The 14,935-nt window shown below is 45.9% G+C and carries 15 protein-coding genes; 8 read left to right on the top strand and 7 right to left on the bottom strand.

Features of this window, described 5'->3' with window-relative positions; genetic code table 11:
• Nucleotides 1–59: 59 nt before the first annotated feature.
• Entirely contained in the window at nt 60–599 is a 540-nt protein-coding gene (locus tag ACQW03_RS25915) for a transcription repressor NadR (protein WP_028541390.1), read from the bottom strand.
• Complete coding sequence (locus tag ACQW03_RS25910) at nt 596–1,750, bottom strand: IscS subfamily cysteine desulfurase (protein WP_441952763.1); 1,155 nt, start codon at nt 1,748–1,750, stop codon at nt 596–598. Before ACQW03_RS25910 ends, ACQW03_RS25915 begins: the two co-directional genes overlap by 4 nt.
• A 166-nt stretch (nt 1,751–1,916) precedes the next feature.
• On the opposite strand from ACQW03_RS25910, the gene nadA reads away from it, so the two are divergent.
• Entirely contained in the window at nt 1,917–3,023 is a 1,107-nt protein-coding gene (gene nadA / locus ACQW03_RS25905; protein ID WP_441952761.1) for a quinolinate synthase NadA, read from the top strand.
• A 42-nt stretch (nt 3,024–3,065) separates the two neighbouring features.
• Here nadA and ACQW03_RS25900 read toward each other — a convergent pair whose 3' ends face one another.
• Nucleotides 3,066–4,421, bottom strand: a complete 1,356-nt coding sequence (locus tag ACQW03_RS25900) for an outer membrane protein assembly factor BamB family protein (protein ID WP_441952759.1) — start codon at nt 4,419–4,421, stop codon at nt 3,066–3,068.
• A gap of 230 nt (nt 4,422–4,651) precedes the next feature.
• On the opposite strand from ACQW03_RS25900, the gene ACQW03_RS25895 reads away from it, so the two are divergent.
• From ACQW03_RS25895 to ACQW03_RS25885, 3 genes are all read left to right on the top strand, one after another.
• Nucleotides 4,652–4,972, top strand: a complete 321-nt coding sequence (locus tag ACQW03_RS25895; RefSeq protein ID WP_013310179.1) for a hypothetical protein — start codon at nt 4,652–4,654, stop codon at nt 4,970–4,972.
• Nucleotides 4,938–5,771, top strand: a complete 834-nt coding sequence (yidC, locus tag ACQW03_RS25890) for a membrane protein insertase YidC (RefSeq protein ID WP_025721137.1) — start codon at nt 4,938–4,940, stop codon at nt 5,769–5,771. The genes ACQW03_RS25895 and yidC overlap by 35 nt, the downstream gene beginning before the upstream one ends.
• Nucleotides 5,772–6,257: 486 nt before the next feature.
• Nucleotides 6,258–6,932 (top strand): phosphatase PAP2 family protein, encoded by a 675-nt coding sequence (locus ACQW03_RS25885; RefSeq protein WP_258297965.1) that lies wholly within the window; start codon nt 6,258–6,260, stop codon nt 6,930–6,932.
• Between the two features lie 41 nt (nt 6,933–6,973).
• Here the strand turns inward: ACQW03_RS25885 and ACQW03_RS25880 are convergent, their stop codons facing one another.
• Nucleotides 6,974–7,624, bottom strand: coding sequence for an undecaprenyl-diphosphatase (locus ACQW03_RS25880; RefSeq protein ID WP_441952756.1), 651 nt, complete (start codon nt 7,622–7,624; stop codon nt 6,974–6,976).
• A 147-nt stretch (nt 7,625–7,771) separates the two neighbouring features.
• Between ACQW03_RS25880 and ACQW03_RS25875 the strand changes: the two genes are divergently transcribed.
• Both ACQW03_RS25875 and ACQW03_RS25870 read left to right on the top strand, forming a co-directional pair.
• On the top strand, nt 7,772–8,485 hold the full coding sequence (locus tag ACQW03_RS25875; RefSeq protein ID WP_441952754.1) for a response regulator transcription factor: 714 nt from the start codon (nt 7,772–7,774) through the stop codon (nt 8,483–8,485).
• Entirely contained in the window at nt 8,482–9,858 is a 1,377-nt protein-coding gene (locus ACQW03_RS25870; protein WP_441952752.1) for a sensor histidine kinase, read from the top strand. Before ACQW03_RS25875 ends, ACQW03_RS25870 begins: the two co-directional genes overlap by 4 nt.
• An 82-nt stretch (nt 9,859–9,940) precedes the next feature.
• Here the strand turns inward: ACQW03_RS25870 and ACQW03_RS25865 are convergent, their stop codons facing one another.
• Nucleotides 9,941–10,414, bottom strand: coding sequence for a C40 family peptidase (locus tag ACQW03_RS25865; RefSeq protein WP_220027803.1), 474 nt, complete (start codon nt 10,412–10,414; stop codon nt 9,941–9,943).
• A 353-nt stretch (nt 10,415–10,767) separates the two neighbouring features.
• On the opposite strand from ACQW03_RS25865, the gene ACQW03_RS25860 reads away from it, so the two are divergent.
• Nucleotides 10,768–11,802: a glycosyltransferase family 4 protein gene (locus tag ACQW03_RS25860; protein ID WP_441952750.1), complete on the top strand. Its 1,035-nt coding sequence runs from the start codon at nt 10,768–10,770 to the stop codon at nt 11,800–11,802.
• Between the two features lie 5 nt (nt 11,803–11,807).
• Nucleotides 11,808–12,533: a succinylglutamate desuccinylase/aspartoacylase family protein gene (locus ACQW03_RS25855; protein WP_441952747.1), complete on the top strand. Its 726-nt coding sequence runs from the start codon at nt 11,808–11,810 to the stop codon at nt 12,531–12,533.
• Between the two features lie 146 nt (nt 12,534–12,679).
• Here ACQW03_RS25855 and ACQW03_RS25850 read toward each other — a convergent pair whose 3' ends face one another.
• Both ACQW03_RS25850 and ACQW03_RS25845 read right to left on the bottom strand, forming a co-directional pair.
• Nucleotides 12,680–14,023, bottom strand: coding sequence for a sugar phosphate nucleotidyltransferase (locus ACQW03_RS25850; protein ID WP_441952745.1), 1,344 nt, complete (start codon nt 14,021–14,023; stop codon nt 12,680–12,682).
• A gap of 61 nt (nt 14,024–14,084) precedes the next feature.
• On the bottom strand, nt 14,085–14,921 hold the full coding sequence (locus tag ACQW03_RS25845) for a DUF6492 family protein (RefSeq protein ID WP_441952743.1): 837 nt from the start codon (nt 14,919–14,921) through the stop codon (nt 14,085–14,087).
• Nucleotides 14,922–14,935 lie beyond the last annotated feature (14 nt).

Raw genomic sequence — 14,935 nt, 5'->3', positions numbered from 1 at the left:
GCACAGTTGCACTCCACATACTGGACAGGATTTTCTTTACTCCGCTATAGCGCACTAAGTTAGTCCGTCATTAGGAAGCCTGCTTGCTCCAATGCAGCGCAGGCATCGTTAATTTTATCTTCATCCGAGGCATTCAAGGTATGCAGGTGGATGCCTCCCGTCAGCTGGGACAAATAAGTGGCCTGGGTGGAACTGATTTTACGGATAAAATCATCCACTTCCTTGCGAGTTCCAACCCGTATCGGAGCAGTCAGATCCCCGTATACCGGATGCTCAACAATAACATCCTGCACACTTACACCGTAGTCCACAATCAGCTTTAGTTCCTCTTCTGTCTGTTCAGGTCGATGTTTACACACAATAATTCGTGAGGCTAAGGGGGCTGTCTGACCCGCAGGCTCCATATAAATGTATCCTTGACTCGTTGCAAGGATAGGCTCTTGGCTTGCTTTTAACAGGGAAATATCCTGTACAATTACTTGTCTGGAAACGGATGATCTGCGTGCCAGTTCGCTCCCGGTCAGCGGTGATTCGCTCTTCAGCCACAACAGCAGCTGTTCGCGGCGATCCGTACCTGACCGCTTTAAAGATTCAGTCAACGGGATAAGCTCCTTTCTTGTCGATGCGTCAGGTCTGTCAAAATATCTACCAGTACATTCAATTCCTCGATGGTGGTTGCCCTTCCGAAAGAAATACGGATAAATTGTAATGCTTCACGGCCGGATGCTCCAAGCGCTTGTAAGGCAGGCGAAGGATCGTGGTGTCCGGCAGCACATGCGCTTCCGGTTGATATACAGACACCTCTGCGATTACATTCCAGCATAACATATTGTCCCTCGTAACCGTGAAAAAAACATCCTACTATATGATGAAGCACTGCTTTATTCTCGCTTTCCTGTACGACCCAACGTAACGGAATGGATCTTTCCTGAATTTTCGTAATAAAGTGTCTTCTCAGGTTAGCATATCGCTCCTGATGCGACTCCATCTGTTCGGTCATCATTTCTGCCGCCGCGACAAAGGCTGCAATCCCAGGAACATTAACCGTTCCAGGACGAAATCCGTTTTCATGTAGCGTATCAGGGTACACGGGACGCCACGGGGTTCCGGGTTTGAGATATGCAGCACCGACACCTTTGGGGCCATACACTTTATGGCTCGATACAGAGAGTGCATCTACTCCCATGGCTTCTACATCTACGAGAATATTCCCAAATGTCTGTACCGCATCACTGTGCAGCAAAATACCCCGTTCGCGTAGCAGGGGAGATAAGGCAGCAAGGTCCTGAACCAGTCCCGTTTCCGAATTGGCGTGTTGTACAGATACAAGTCCGGTGTTTTCTCTCAGGTGAGGTAAAAGAGCTTCGCGAGTCATTCTTCCTTCCCGATCCGGTTGCACAATAGTCAGTTCATAGCCCTGCCGTTCCAGCAAAGTAGCAAGGTTGTACATCGAGTGATGTTCCAAAGCGCTCATGATCCAATGCTTTTTATGCTGCGGCAACCCGTTCAGGATCGATTGCACAATCAACATATTGGATTCTGTTCCCCCGGTTGTAAAATAGATGCCTTCCTTTTGCCCGCCAATCATATTTGCTATTCGTTGCCTGCTGTAATCCAGCGTGTAGGCTGCTTGACCGCCCGCATCATGGAGGCTGCTGGCATTTCCGAACATTTCCTTATTTAATACGTTATACATATTTAAAGCTTCGTCACACATAGGTGTGGAAGCGGCATAGTCCAGATAAATCACAGCAATTCCTCCCTGCTTAAAAATAATTCCATTCAAAAACTCTTGAGATTATTGTAGGCATGTGTAAATATAAGTGTCAAGACACTTGTAAACATGTATGTACACAAAGCGGTTATCTGTTCGTGAGAGCGGGAACGATCAGCCGCATCGATATGGAGGGATTCTAATGTCTATGCTTGACGTTTTACAAGGAAATCGAGGGCTTATGCCAGAGCATTATAAGACACTGACGGTTGCTGACATGGAGCAGCGAGTGGCCGAGCTGAAACAAAAATGGGGACCCAAGCTGCTCATACCGGGCCATCACTATCAGAAGGACGAGGTTATTCAGTTTGCTGATATAACAGGAGATTCTCTACAGCTTGCTCAAATGGCTGCACAAAATCAGGAAGCGGAGTTTATTGTATTTTGTGGGGTTCATTTTATGGCGGAGACAGCGGATATGCTGACTACTGATCGACAAACCGTTGTACTGCCGGATATGCGCGCAGGCTGCTCAATGGCAGATATGGCGAACATGGAGCAGACAGAACGAGCGTGGAAACATTTACAGGAGTTGGTAGGAGATACGATCATTCCGTTAACGTATGTAAACTCCACAGCAGAGATCAAAGCCTTTGTAGGACGGCATGGCGGGGCTACCGTGACCTCTTCGAATGCCAAACAAGTGCTGGAATGGGCGCTGAAGCAAAAGGAACGTATTTTGTTTTTGCCGGATCAGCATTTGGGCCGCAATACAGCTTACGATCTTGGAATTCCGCTGGATGAAATGGCCGTGTGGAATCCCATGACCGATCAGCTGGAGACTGAACAGGACCCGGCAACCGTAAAAATTATTTTATGGAAAGGGCACTGTTCAGTACATGAAAAATTCACGGTAGATCATATTCACAACGTCCGTGAGCGTGATAAGAACATCCGGGTCATCGTTCACCCCGAATGCTCTTATGAAGTCGTGCAGCTCGCAGATTGCGCTGGCTCCACAAAATTTATCATCGACACAATTCGCGCGGCAGAGCCGGGGACCCAATGGGCCGTCGGCACAGAGATGAATCTCGTGCAACGAATCAAGCAGCAGTACCCTGAACAGCAGATTAAATCGCTCAATCCTGATATGTGTCCCTGCTTGACCATGAATCGGATCGATCTTCCGCATTTGCTATGGGCAATGGAGCAGATTGATCGGGGAGAGCCTGTGGGTGTGATTCGTGTGGATGCTCAGGTCAGACAGAATGCTGTACTGGCACTGAATCGTATGCTTGCTATCCGTTAAGCTTTTGCCTTTTCTGAGAGATTGCTGCTTGAATTTTTGGCCTTATTTTAAAGCAGCAGGGAGCTTAACAGCATGTATACGGTTTCCACTTTGAATAAATATCATTCCGCCGGATTTGAGCGTTGAACCGAAGGAGCGTGAGCCTGTGTTGACAGTAAACACGGGCTTCAAGGTCATCAGGTCATAGCCATGGAATACACCATCCGATTGCCCGACATAGACTCCTTTGCCAAATACGTCAGCTTGAACGGTCGGATTATCGCCGTCGTAATGAATGAATTGACCTGAGGACAGCTTCATAGCAGTCAGTCTGGATGTACTAAAATCTTGATAGAATATGCGACCTTCATGGATGGAAGATAAAGAAGAGAGTTGTTCATAGCTATCTTGCGACCACTTGCGAGCAGGTTTGCTGTCTGGTTTATAGTTCCAAAAGTCATAGGAAGCTAGTATCTTTCCCTGAAAGACATAAAGGTCTTTACCGTACAAAAAAGCAGAACCGTATATGCCTCCAGATTGGAAAGTGCCATCTTTATTTTCAGCCTCAGTCCATCGGTACTGACGATCTCCTTTGGATTCACCTGTTTTGAGGTCATACTGTGCTATCGTAACTTTTCGATTTACCGGGTCATCATCAATCATAAACGTATTGGCAACAGAGTAGACAATCCCGTCTTTAACGGCCAGTGGAAAAGAACTTCTGAAGCTGTCCCAAAGCTTTTTGCCGGTTTTAGCGTCATAGGCATTAATCTGTTCAAAGGTCAGGCTGCCCTGTACATTATAGTTGCGGATAAGCACACCGTCAGTTTCCATTATTTCGCCCAAACCACTGTATGAGTCCTTATCCTCACTGATTTTCCACTTCACCTTGCCACTGACAGCATCAATGGCAGCCGTTTGCACCGATTGCATAATATATATAGTTGAACCAATGCGCTGAATACCATATGCTTCAGTAAATCCAAGCGGAGTGGACCACACTTTCTTGCCAGCTTCTGTAACGGCATAGATAGAACCGCTTCGTGTCATTCCGTAGATGATACCTTTGTTGTACGTTAAAACAGGGGTAAGCTGATCACCATATTGCCACAATTTCCGACCCGAACTGGCCTCAAGGGCAACCAGTCTATGGTTCGAGTCAACCGCGAATACCTTACCGTTTTTCGCTATTGCTACCGCCTGATCCGGATATCGGTTTCTATCGATTGGGATAACGGGAAAAGACCAGGAAGGTTTGATCACAGGTGCCTGGATTGTGGTGCTATAAGCGGCGTTACTCATGGAGACTGCAGATTGCTCTGCACTTGCCTTTTCAGTGAATCCATCGATGATTAAGGGCAACCCAATGCTGGCTAACGCCAATCCTGTAAACAATGTGCTGTGTATCATTTTTCTCATACGCGCTGGCTCCTTTAATGGTTAATAGGGGGTAAGGTTTTACAGAAAGTCACCTTTGATTAGACTGTAAATAAATCCAAAAGTTTCATGTTGTGTTTTCGTTTCGATTGTTTAGCATACATACTTTAATTCAGTTGCTTGTGTTCTAACTTGTATCTCTAATTAAAGATTAGTCGCTTGTTCGGTTTTCGTGCTATAATTGTAACAACAAACCAAAGGAGGTGAATCTCTTGTTTGAGCTCCAGGACCTACTCCCTTATTTATTTACAATCGGCTTGCTGTGCACAGTGACTTATACATATCTCGCTCATTTGCACGGCAATGTACCCGAATGCTGGGTCGAAGGCGGGCCCGTAAGGTCTCATGCTTCTCCACAGATGCCGATGTCTGCCCGTGGACAGGACATGCCTGTCCGGCTGGCCCGACATATCCGGCGTAAGGAAGCGCCGGATGAAGATGCATCCGATTGTTCTCCCTCGTTGAACGATGGCACAGCCAATCAACGAGGAGGAACATATGAAACGATTCAAGGGATTCACCTTTTGGGGTAAAAAAGAACGGATATTTGGATTAATGGTAGCGTTGGCGGTGGTCATGCTGCTGTCTGGTTGTGGTGCGAATGCTGCGGAGATAAATGCACAGACACCCGGATTTTTTAATCATTACGTGGTGTTCCCGCTTTCTTGGCTTATTCAGCAATTGGCGCAATGGTTTGGTGGAAGCTTTGGGCTGGCGATTATGACTTTGACATTCATTGTCCGGCTGGCCTTACTGCCTCTTATGATGCGTCAAACGCGTGCCCAGCAGGGGATGAAGCGTAAGATGAGTGCCATGCAGCCCGACTTGGACCGAATTAAGAAGAAGTATGAAAACAAGAAAGATACCACCAGCCAGCAGAGTATGCAGCAGGAAATGATGTCGCTTTATAAAGAGCATCAATTCAATCCGCTTAATATCGGTTGTCTGCCTATTCTCATTCAGCTCCCGATCTTGAGCGGTATGTACACTGCAATCCGCTTAACCCCGGAGCTGGCGTCTCACTCCTTCCTATGGTTCCGGCTCGGACAGCCGGACTGGATTTTGGCAATCGTCGTCGCAGTTGTATACTTGGCACAGGCCAAGCTTTCTCAGCTTCAGATGACGCCTGACCAGCGCAAGCAATTTGCGATCATGGGCTATCTTTCACCGATTATGATGGCGGTCTTTTCCTTTAATGCCCCTTCTGCCATGCCATTATATTGGACAGTAAGCGGCACCTTTTTGCTGCTTCAGTCGCTGTGGTTCCGCAGACGCTATCCAATAGAGGAAGCAGAGAGTAAGGTTAAACTTGGAGAAGTCACACCAACCTAAATAGAAGATGATATTTGTTTAACTTGGGATTTGCGCTTGTAGTATGCCATGTGTAATCATAGGATGTCATTCGAGCCGTTTATAAGGCTTAGAATGGCGTCCTTTTTTGATGCTGCTCTTTCGCTACATTCCGCTTGTGATTTTGTAGTCAATATGAAATCCTTATATTATAAAATGATTCTTAAAGTTGGGAGAGGCTATATGAGAACTCCAACCACGTCCATAGAATGGTATGATCATCAAATAAAGGAGGACGGATGCTATTGCATGAGAAGCGTGCAAAAAGCCCCCGGCTATATACTTACAGGGATGCCTCATGGGCGCCTGATCCCGACCTTTTCTAAAAAATGGGTTTCAACATGTGGAGGATGCACCTAGTCTTCGAATGAAAGGATAACAGAAAAATGGGTAAAGTAATATATATACGAAAGCTAATGCTGGACTTTGTTTTATCACGCGATGAATGTTATGGAGGAACTATAGAAAATGAAGCAAACACCAACAAAGCTGCCCATTTCCTTAGCACTGCTCACATGTATAGTATGTGCGCTCGGTTTTGGCTTAATCGCATTATGGGTGAGCGACCATCAAATACGGTATTTTGACCAGAAAATTATTACGGCTATTGGACAGCTGGAGTCGCCCGCTATGACCCGTCTAATGAAATTTTTCACCATGATCGGCAGCGGGATTCCAGTTCTGATCATCATTTTAATTGCCATGTTCGTGCTCTATAGAGTATTGGGACACCGCAGAGAACTGCTTTTTTTGGCGGCTGGTGTGTTGGGATCGGTAATGCTGAATACGATACTGAAATTGCTTTTTCAGCGTGCGAGACCGGAGATTAACCGTATTATTGAAGAGAATGGATACAGCTTTCCGAGCGGACATTCCATGACAGCTTTCAGCATGTACGCTGCGCTGACATTTTTAGTGTGGAAGCATGTTCCTTCTAGGCTGGGGCGTATCCTTCTTATTGTGCTCAGCAGCCTGCTGATTGTAGCAATCGGAACCAGCCGCATTTATTTGGGCGTACATTATCCGAGCGACGTTGTGGGTGGCTATTTTATGAGTGGCTGCTGGATGGCGGCTTGTATTTGGTTTTATCAGCGGTACGAAGAACGACGAATGCTGCCACTTCGCTCCAAATCGACAGCATAACAGGTAGCATAAATAATGAAGCATATAAAAAAGCAGACGCTTTAGCGTCTGCTTTTCATTTGGACAGAGGAAGTGTGTTCAGTCATCTTAGTTCTGGCCTGTTTACCAGGCTTGAGTCCCAGCTTCTGCTCCCATTTTTCATAAAATATAATAGCCGCCTGCATGAAGATGCCAGGAAGCTTCCGGCTTCGAATGAATTGATGAACGCCGACGGCACAACCTGCACCAATAAGCGCAACTGCCAAAATATCCGAGGGATAATGCACTCCGGTCCACACGCGGGATACTGCGATGAGTACAGCCAAGATAACCCAGAGAACACGAAATTTTTGATGATGAAGCCATAAAATGGCAGCCAGAGCAAACGCTCCAAGTGCATGGTTACTCGGGAATGAAGCATTGGGATCATGATGAATAAGTTGAATGACTGAATGTCCGACAAAAGGCCGATCTCTGTAAAACAAATGTCCAAGGCCCCAACTAATTACAAAGCCGATACAAACCGTTATAACGGCTTCTAAAACCATCATCCGATGCGGCATTTTAAAAGTGAACCAGTAAATCAGCAAAGCCACTCCGAATAAATATGGTGCATATTGCGCCAAGAAACGCATGGTTTCATTCAAAAAGGCGAGGGAATTAGCCAGTTCATTGATCCAGTGAAATAAAGCATAGTCTACATTAATTAACATGAATAAATTACTCCTTAACATCAAAAAATTGAATAACAAAGTTATATTATAGAGCGACTACACGGATAAAAGCTTAAAATCAAATAAAAAATGAATGTCATTTCCATTACTCATTTGTTTTTTCTATAGAAAATAGGTGGTTTTGCGATGGAAAAGTCGGTGCTGGTCATTGATGATGAAGAGAAGATATCTAGATTGCTTCAGTTGGAGTTATCCCATGAAGGATATGCAGTTGAAATCGCACAGACGGGCAGAGAAGGATTGGAAAAAGCTCTAGCACGTACATGGGATATCATCATTTTGGATGTAATGCTGCCGGAGATGAACGGGGTCGAGGTACTGAAGCAGATTCGAAAAGTGGACAATCATACACCAGTAATTATGGTCACTGCACGTAACACGACTCCTGATAAGGTTTCAGGTCTGGATGAAGGTGCCAATGATTACATTACGAAGCCTTTTGAGATCGAGGAGTTATTAGCGCGGATGCGAGCCAGTATGAGGTATCAAATGGAGCCAACAGCTACCGCTTTACAAAAAGAGGATGAGCCGCCGTCTAGGCTCCAAGTAGATAGTTTGGTGTTGGAACGCAAAACTAGGTCAGTGATGCGGGAAGGAAACCGAATCGAACTGACGCCCAAAGAATTTGATCTGCTTCTCTATCTGATGGAACACAAAAATCAGGTATTGCAGAGGGATCAAATGATTCAGAACGTGTGGGGGTTTGATTTTGTCGGTGATACGAATGTCGTAGATGTGTATATCCGATATGTTCGCAAAAAAATTGATCATGGATACAAAAAGAAATTGATTAAAACCGTACGTGGTGTGGGGTACTGCATCAGGGAGGAAGAACATTGAAGCTGCGGACCAAAATCACCCTGCTCAGTTCTATTTTAGTGATGTCAATACTTCTGTTTGTGGATGTCACGGTTCATCTATTGTTCGTCAAAATCGCTACGAGAAATGAAAGAGAAGTGCTGCAAAATAAGTGGACTGAAATTATTGCCGAAACCGGACCTACCATGATTCTAAAGAATGCATGGAGTCCCAAACTGAAAGATGAGCTTTCCGGAGACACCACTCTGAGGGTGTTTGATCAGCAATCCCGACTTTTGTATGAAGTAAGTCGCCAGTCCCGCTTTAAGCTGGGCGATATACGTTTTAACACTTCTCAAAGCTCTCAACTGACAGATATACAGGGTCATAAAATTCTGGTAATCCATCTCCCTGTGCTTTCTCCGGAGGGCAATCAGAAGGGAACGCTGGAGATCGTGGAAAAATGGGAAGCACTCGAAACCAATCTCGATATTTTAAATACGATTCTCATCACATCGACTTTAGGGGCTATGTTGCTAAGTTTGGTAGGGAGTACAATTTTGGCGAATGCGATATTGCTGCCGATTTCCAGTAGTATTCAAACGATGCAGGAAATTGAAAGAAGCTTGAAATTCAAAAAAATCCCCGTTGGTGGTCACAATCAAGATGAATTGTCCCAAATGACCACTACTTTTAACCGAATGATGGAGAGATTAGAAGAAAGCTTTCAGAGTCAGCAGCAGTTTGTTTCAGATGCCTCACATGAGCTGAATACGACACTTATGATTATTGAGGGCTATGCCAACATGCTGCGGCGGTGGGGCACGCGTGACGAGGACATTCGTAAGGAATCCATTGAATCGATCTATGAAGAAACTCAGCGAATGCGTACGATGACACAGCAGTTGCTGACTCTTGCCTCCTCACAGCAGAAAGACCCTGAGCCGCATGAGCGGATCGAAATGATCGGTTGTTGTCAACAGGTAGTAGCGCATCTCAAGCCTGTACATGATCGTCAAATTTCTATTTTAACAGAAGAGAAAGAAATTTGGCTGGATGCCAACCTGACGAAAATGAAGCAGTTGATAGTAATCCTGCTGGATAATGCATTAAAATACAGCTCGGATGAGATCGAAATAGGGTTATCTACAGATGAAAAGGATGTCTATATCCAGGTTAAGGATTATGGGATCGGAATACCTGAGGGCGAGATCAAGCGGGTCTTTGAACGATTTTATCGGGTAGATAGCTCCAGACATCGTAAAACCGGAGGAACCGGGCTGGGGTTGCCAATTGCCAAGGCAATTACAGATGCCCATCAGGGTACGATACGCATGGAGAGCGTAGAAGGAGAAGGAACAGTAGTCAAAGTCACGCTGCCCCAAAGACAACAGGAAAGGCTGTCCCGCGAGTAGTAATATCTACTCGCGGAACAGCCCTTTTTATTGTTACTTGTAAGTTAAGCTTTCGGTGGATGGGAATCATCTAAAATTTATGCTAAAGAACACGACGTGCTGTTGTGTAATTGCGACTCCACCATCCCGAATTTAGATCTGTAACCGTTACGCCGCCTTTACCATACGTATGCAGAATTTTGCCGTTTCCCATGTAAATGGCTACATGATGAATTGGTGCATAGAAAAAGACCAAATCGCCTTTTTTCAGCTGACTACGTGGTACGAAAGTGCCAACGGTTGATTGCTGTCTGGACGAACGTGGAAGCTTGATACCATTTTGTCCAAATACATATTGAGTGAATGAAGAGCAGTCAAAAGAGCTTGTATTGCCAGCTGGGGCTCCATGCTCATAACGCACGCCCATAAACTGGGAGCCTGTAGAAATAATCTGATCAGCTTTACTTGCCGAAGCAGCATGAGTGGTGGCTGGTCCAACGACGAAGCTCCCTGCGCTCAATGCCAAAGTCATAGTAAAGCAAATACCCATCCACAATTTTTTAGAAGTATGTTTCATATATAAATTCCTCCGTTATTCGTATTGTGTTGATGTCCTGAAATGACAATAACACAAATAAAATATCCGGAATTTACCACTCATGGTTACAAACCTGTTACCTCAACGCTTTGTCCTCATTTATTAGAAAACGATGAGAATTTTCTCCTTAATTTTGGCTTGACAAATTGTATAGACTCCACTTATAGATAGGCTCGTATGACAAAAAGCGACTTGCAGACGATTGGCACAAGCAATCACGCAAAATATACATACCTATATACTACAATATATAACTTGTACGGGAGTATGCTCTGAATCCCGTTGACATTGTAGGGATCACACCGTATTTCCGGTCAGGAAGGGGAATTCGTATGGCTTCAAAGCAGAATAAAGCACTCAAAAAACGGCGTCTAACCATTGTTCAGGTCATTTCCAACTATCCAGATGCACAGCCGGTACCCTCCAACAAGGGCGGAACGGAAAAGGTCGTTCATGAATTAACTGAGGAATTGGTGAGACGAGGGCATTATGTATCTCTTTTTGCCGCCCTTGGGAGCAGGAGCAGTGCGCGGTTGATTTCCTATCCCAAGGGTTTGAAACATAGTCAGATTCCCCAATATGTACTCCGGCATATGCCTTCCGACACACATATCATTCATGACCATACCTTTCGTTCTGCTGTAGGGCGTAGGAAGCTGCCTTGTCCATCAGTATGCACCGTTCATCTTCCAGTGAAGAGACACGGTAAAAACCCGGTATATGTCAGTAAACGAGCACGTCAGCTGATGGGCAGGGGCAAAGGGTTTTATATCTATAACGGTATCAACACACATGAATACGAGTTCAGCAGTGAGAAGCGCGGCTACTTGCTGTTCATGGGCAGAATTATACGAAATAAAGGTGTATTGCAGGCCATTCAGGTTGCAGAACGAACAGGAAAAAAACTGCTTATTGCAGGTCCTATCAAAGCACCAGAATTTTTCCGTAAAGAAATTCAGAAACGAATTCAGCGCAATCCGAATATACGCTATGTGGGGGCAGTTGGAGGCGAACAGAAACAGAAATTGCTGAAACATGCAGAGTGTCTGTTGTTCCCGACACTGTGGGAAGAGCCATTTGGACTCGTTATGGTTGAGGCCATGGCTTGTGGAACACCGGTGCTGGCATTAAAAAACGGCTCCGTTCCCGAGGTGCTATCGGGCTTTCCACAGTTGATTTGCAAATCGGTTAGCCAAATGGCACGAAAAGCACAGCAAAAAAACTACCCGTCACCAGCGAAGCTGCGTTTGTATGTGACTCAAAGATTTACCAACAAACAGATGACCAGTAACTACTTAAGACTATACCGTGAAATCATCCGTCGGCGAGAACAAAAGAGAGGACAACGGCAGTCTATACGGAGGTGAAGGGGATGCAGGTCAAACGATATATGCTCGGAAAGGGCTCTTGGGCAACTCCTTATTATATAGCTACAGGGGGACAGAATGGTCCGTGTGTGATGGTGGTGGCGGGGATACATGGTAAAGAAATAGCAAGCATACGAGCTGCTGAGAAACTAGTAAAGCTTTTGAATCAGCAAAAACTGCGATTTAGCCAGGGTAAGCTTATAATTGTACCGATTGTAAATCAAGAGGCTTACCGCAAACGGATTAGAGGAATACCTGATCTTAATCGAACCTTTCCGCGCAAAAAAAATCAGCTGGCAACACAACCACTTTCCGCTGCTCTATTCAAATTAACACAAAAGCATCAACCTGAATGGTATCTCGACTTGCATGAGGCTAACGGATTGTCACAAAAGGATGCCAAGGTGCTTGGTCAAACGCTAATCACCAACAAGGCCAATCCGGTGGTTCCTACGGTTCGTCGGATTATTAAGCGAATGAATCGCTCCATCCAGCTGAGCGACCGACATTTCAATATTCGGCTGCATGAGCTTCCGGGTTCCTCCCGCACTGCAGCAGCCCGTATTTTAGGTGCACGTGCGGTTACGGTGGAAACGGGTTGGAGCCTGCCCAAAAAAGTACGCATACACTATCAGTTGGAGATCGTCCGGCATTTTTTAAAAGAAGCCGGAATAGTCAAGACCAACGAGGTATATTTATCTGCTAAGGTTAGAGCTGTTACCTTAAGATAATATAGCATTACAAAATAAAATCGCTTCTGGAGCAAGGATTTTTTCACCTTGCTCAGGAGCGATTTTTTATGTGCGACCTTCGTTTAGAATTCGTAGCGTGCTGATGTTATATCTGAGAATTTTGCAAAATCCTGATCTACGTGTTGTCAGGCCTCGGATTTATAGAAGGCGTTCACCAAGCTGTTCCCCAGACGTACCTCAATCAGCTCCAGTGGTGTATCCAGATCGGCACGGATTGTGTGATACGTATCAACCGGAATGCTAAATACAGAACCGCTTGCGGCAGCAAAACGTTCTCCGTTCAGCATGACCTCTCCCCGACCGGACACAATCGTCCATACTTTAAGTCCGCTGCCGTGAATACGGCCATTCAAGCGGTGATCTGGCAGTACCGTCAGCCGTATGGCCAGTATATCGTTCAGACTCCGATGATCAAATTCGTCCAGCACCCGGTAACTACCCCAAGAGGTTTCACCATGCATGGGGTGAAGTTGAAGTTTACCTAGCTGCTCCTTGATTACGTGGGCATGGCTCTTGGACGCAATGAGAATGCCGTCGGGACTCGCAGCAGCAATAATATCTTCCACGCCAATGACATGAATTGGATAGGGTAGCTCATTGACGATGTGCGTGCCATGAGTCTGCCCACTAATCTGTCCATGCCCGATCACTTGGCTGCTTAGCTGCTCTGTTAGAGCCTGCCAGTTGCCGATGTCATGCCATTCGCCATCGTAGGGCAGGACGATGGCATGTTCGGCACGCTCTGCAATCTCCTCGTCGAAACTGCGAACCGGGAGGCTATCATACATTGCGCATAATGCTTTATCGTTCAGCGGCAAAAAACTTCGCTCCATACAGGACAGCATATACCGTAATGTAAAAGCGTAAACACCACAGTTCCACAGCGCGCCCTGATGAATAAGCTGTTGTGCCCCGGAGAGATCCGGCTTTTCTGTAAAGCGAGCAACTTGCGCATAAGAAGTTTTCCCTTCCCGTATCATTTGCAGACCCGGAACGACATAGCCGTATTGGTCGGAAGGATGAGTAGGCCTTGTCCCAAGCATAGCCAAATCGGCTCCGCTCTCAAGCAATAAGCCGGAGAGCCCTGCTATGCTATGGAAGAAATCATCCCCTGCAAACATGTCCGCTGGAGCAATGCAGAGAACTTCATCCAGCCCCGTGCCTCTGGTGTGAAAATAAGCAGCCGCCAGTGCAGCAGCGGTGAAGGTTCCCCGTTTGGCAGGCTCGCCTAGAACGGGCAGACGACCTTCTGTATGGCGAAAGGCTAGATTTACCTGACTCCGATGAGCCAGAAGCAGGGCTGAGGAATCCAGCCCGGCTAAGGTGAGCTGACGGTACACCCGGCTGAGCATAGATTCCTTTCGCCCGTCAGGAGCGGACAACAACCGGAGAAACAGCTTCGACCGGATTTCGTTGGATAGTGGCCATAGCCGTTTTCCGGCACCACCGCATAACAATACGATGCGCACGGACGTTTCCTCCTTCAATGCAGATCCATTTGGACTGCATCATTTTGCAGGATTTTAAGAACTATTTTAGCGATGATTCAATCTTTGTTTTTGAAGTAAGCTGGTACACCTTGCGTTGATGAAAAGATAAGGAACGATAGCTCTTGGCCAAGACATCCAATTGTTTTTGCGACAGGGAAGCAGCCCGACTATGAAGCGCTTTATTCAATGACTTGCGCAAAATCATCCGAGAGGGTTGATTGCTGTATAAATAGTTGGCATACGTTTCATATTCGGAAAACCCAAACTGTTTTGTCCGGTCTATACTGTGGATAATTGCGTTGTACCAAGGTTTTCCATGCCGGGCCTCGATAACTTGCTTGAGCTGGGTAAGCCGCGCTTTTTCAAAAAGCATATAGTGAGTAACAAAGGACTTTGGTGAGGGCGCTTTAACGCCCATCAACTTGTGATGGGTACGAAAATACTCAGGCTGGCTCCAGCTGCGGTAGTAAAAAATCGTTTTTCCGTCTTTACGGAACGTATGTGGACGAATCAAAATCGTGTCCGCGTCAATGACGAGAAAAAAAGAGGCTTTACTGATTTTGTCGCCATTCATTTTGAGCAATTGTTGATACAGCCAGCCTGATCGGTCCCAGCGCGTTGTTCCGTAATGAATGTGTTTTTTGGTGATGGGCAGCACCGTTTTTTCGTCTATAAATGTACATTTCTTGTTTACGCACAGACGGCGAATCCCGGTGCTTTGCGGTGAGACGATATAAATAGTTCCAATTCGGTGCTGCACGTGACGGCGCAGACTATCAATCACCAGCGGTAGTGTGGCAATATCTTTTTCAATTGCGGGAATCAGAACGTCGATTGTAAGGGAACCCTCTCGTGGCCCATCCGATTGCGCTGACATGTTATTCACTCCCT

It is taken from the genome of Paenibacillus sp. DRB1-1, assembly GCF_052119485.1.
In the GTDB taxonomy this organism is placed as follows: Bacteria; Bacillota; Bacilli; order Paenibacillales; family Paenibacillaceae; genus Paenibacillus; species Paenibacillus polymyxa_B.
This window is presented reverse-complemented; position numbering and strand designations above follow the sequence as displayed.

Excerpts from the sequence above, each read along its gene's own strand:
- nadA (WP_441952761.1), top strand. The coding sequence starts at position 1,917 with ATGTCTATGCTTGACGTTTTACAAGGAAATCGAGGGCTTATGCCAGAG.
- ACQW03_RS25900 (WP_441952759.1), bottom strand. The coding sequence starts at position 4,421 with ATGAGAAAAATGATACACAGCACATTGTTTACAGGATTGGCGTTAGCC.
- yidC (WP_025721137.1), top strand. The coding sequence starts at position 4,938 with ATGAAACGATTCAAGGGATTCACCTTTTGGGGTAAAAAAGAACGGATA.
- ACQW03_RS25885 (WP_258297965.1), top strand. The coding sequence starts at position 6,258 with ATGAAGCAAACACCAACAAAGCTGCCCATTTCCTTAGCACTGCTCACA.
- ACQW03_RS25880 (WP_441952756.1), bottom strand. The coding sequence starts at position 7,624 with ATGTTAATTAATGTAGACTATGCTTTATTTCACTGGATCAATGAACTG.
- ACQW03_RS25875 (WP_441952754.1), top strand. The coding sequence starts at position 7,772 with ATGGAAAAGTCGGTGCTGGTCATTGATGATGAAGAGAAGATATCTAGA.
- ACQW03_RS25865 (WP_220027803.1), bottom strand. The coding sequence starts at position 10,414 with ATGAAACATACTTCTAAAAAATTGTGGATGGGTATTTGCTTTACTATG.
- ACQW03_RS25860 (WP_441952750.1), top strand. The coding sequence starts at position 10,768 with ATGGCTTCAAAGCAGAATAAAGCACTCAAAAAACGGCGTCTAACCATT.
- ACQW03_RS25855 (WP_441952747.1), top strand. The coding sequence starts at position 11,808 with ATGCAGGTCAAACGATATATGCTCGGAAAGGGCTCTTGGGCAACTCCT.
- ACQW03_RS25845 (WP_441952743.1), bottom strand. The coding sequence starts at position 14,921 with ATGTCAGCGCAATCGGATGGGCCACGAGAGGGTTCCCTTACAATCGAC.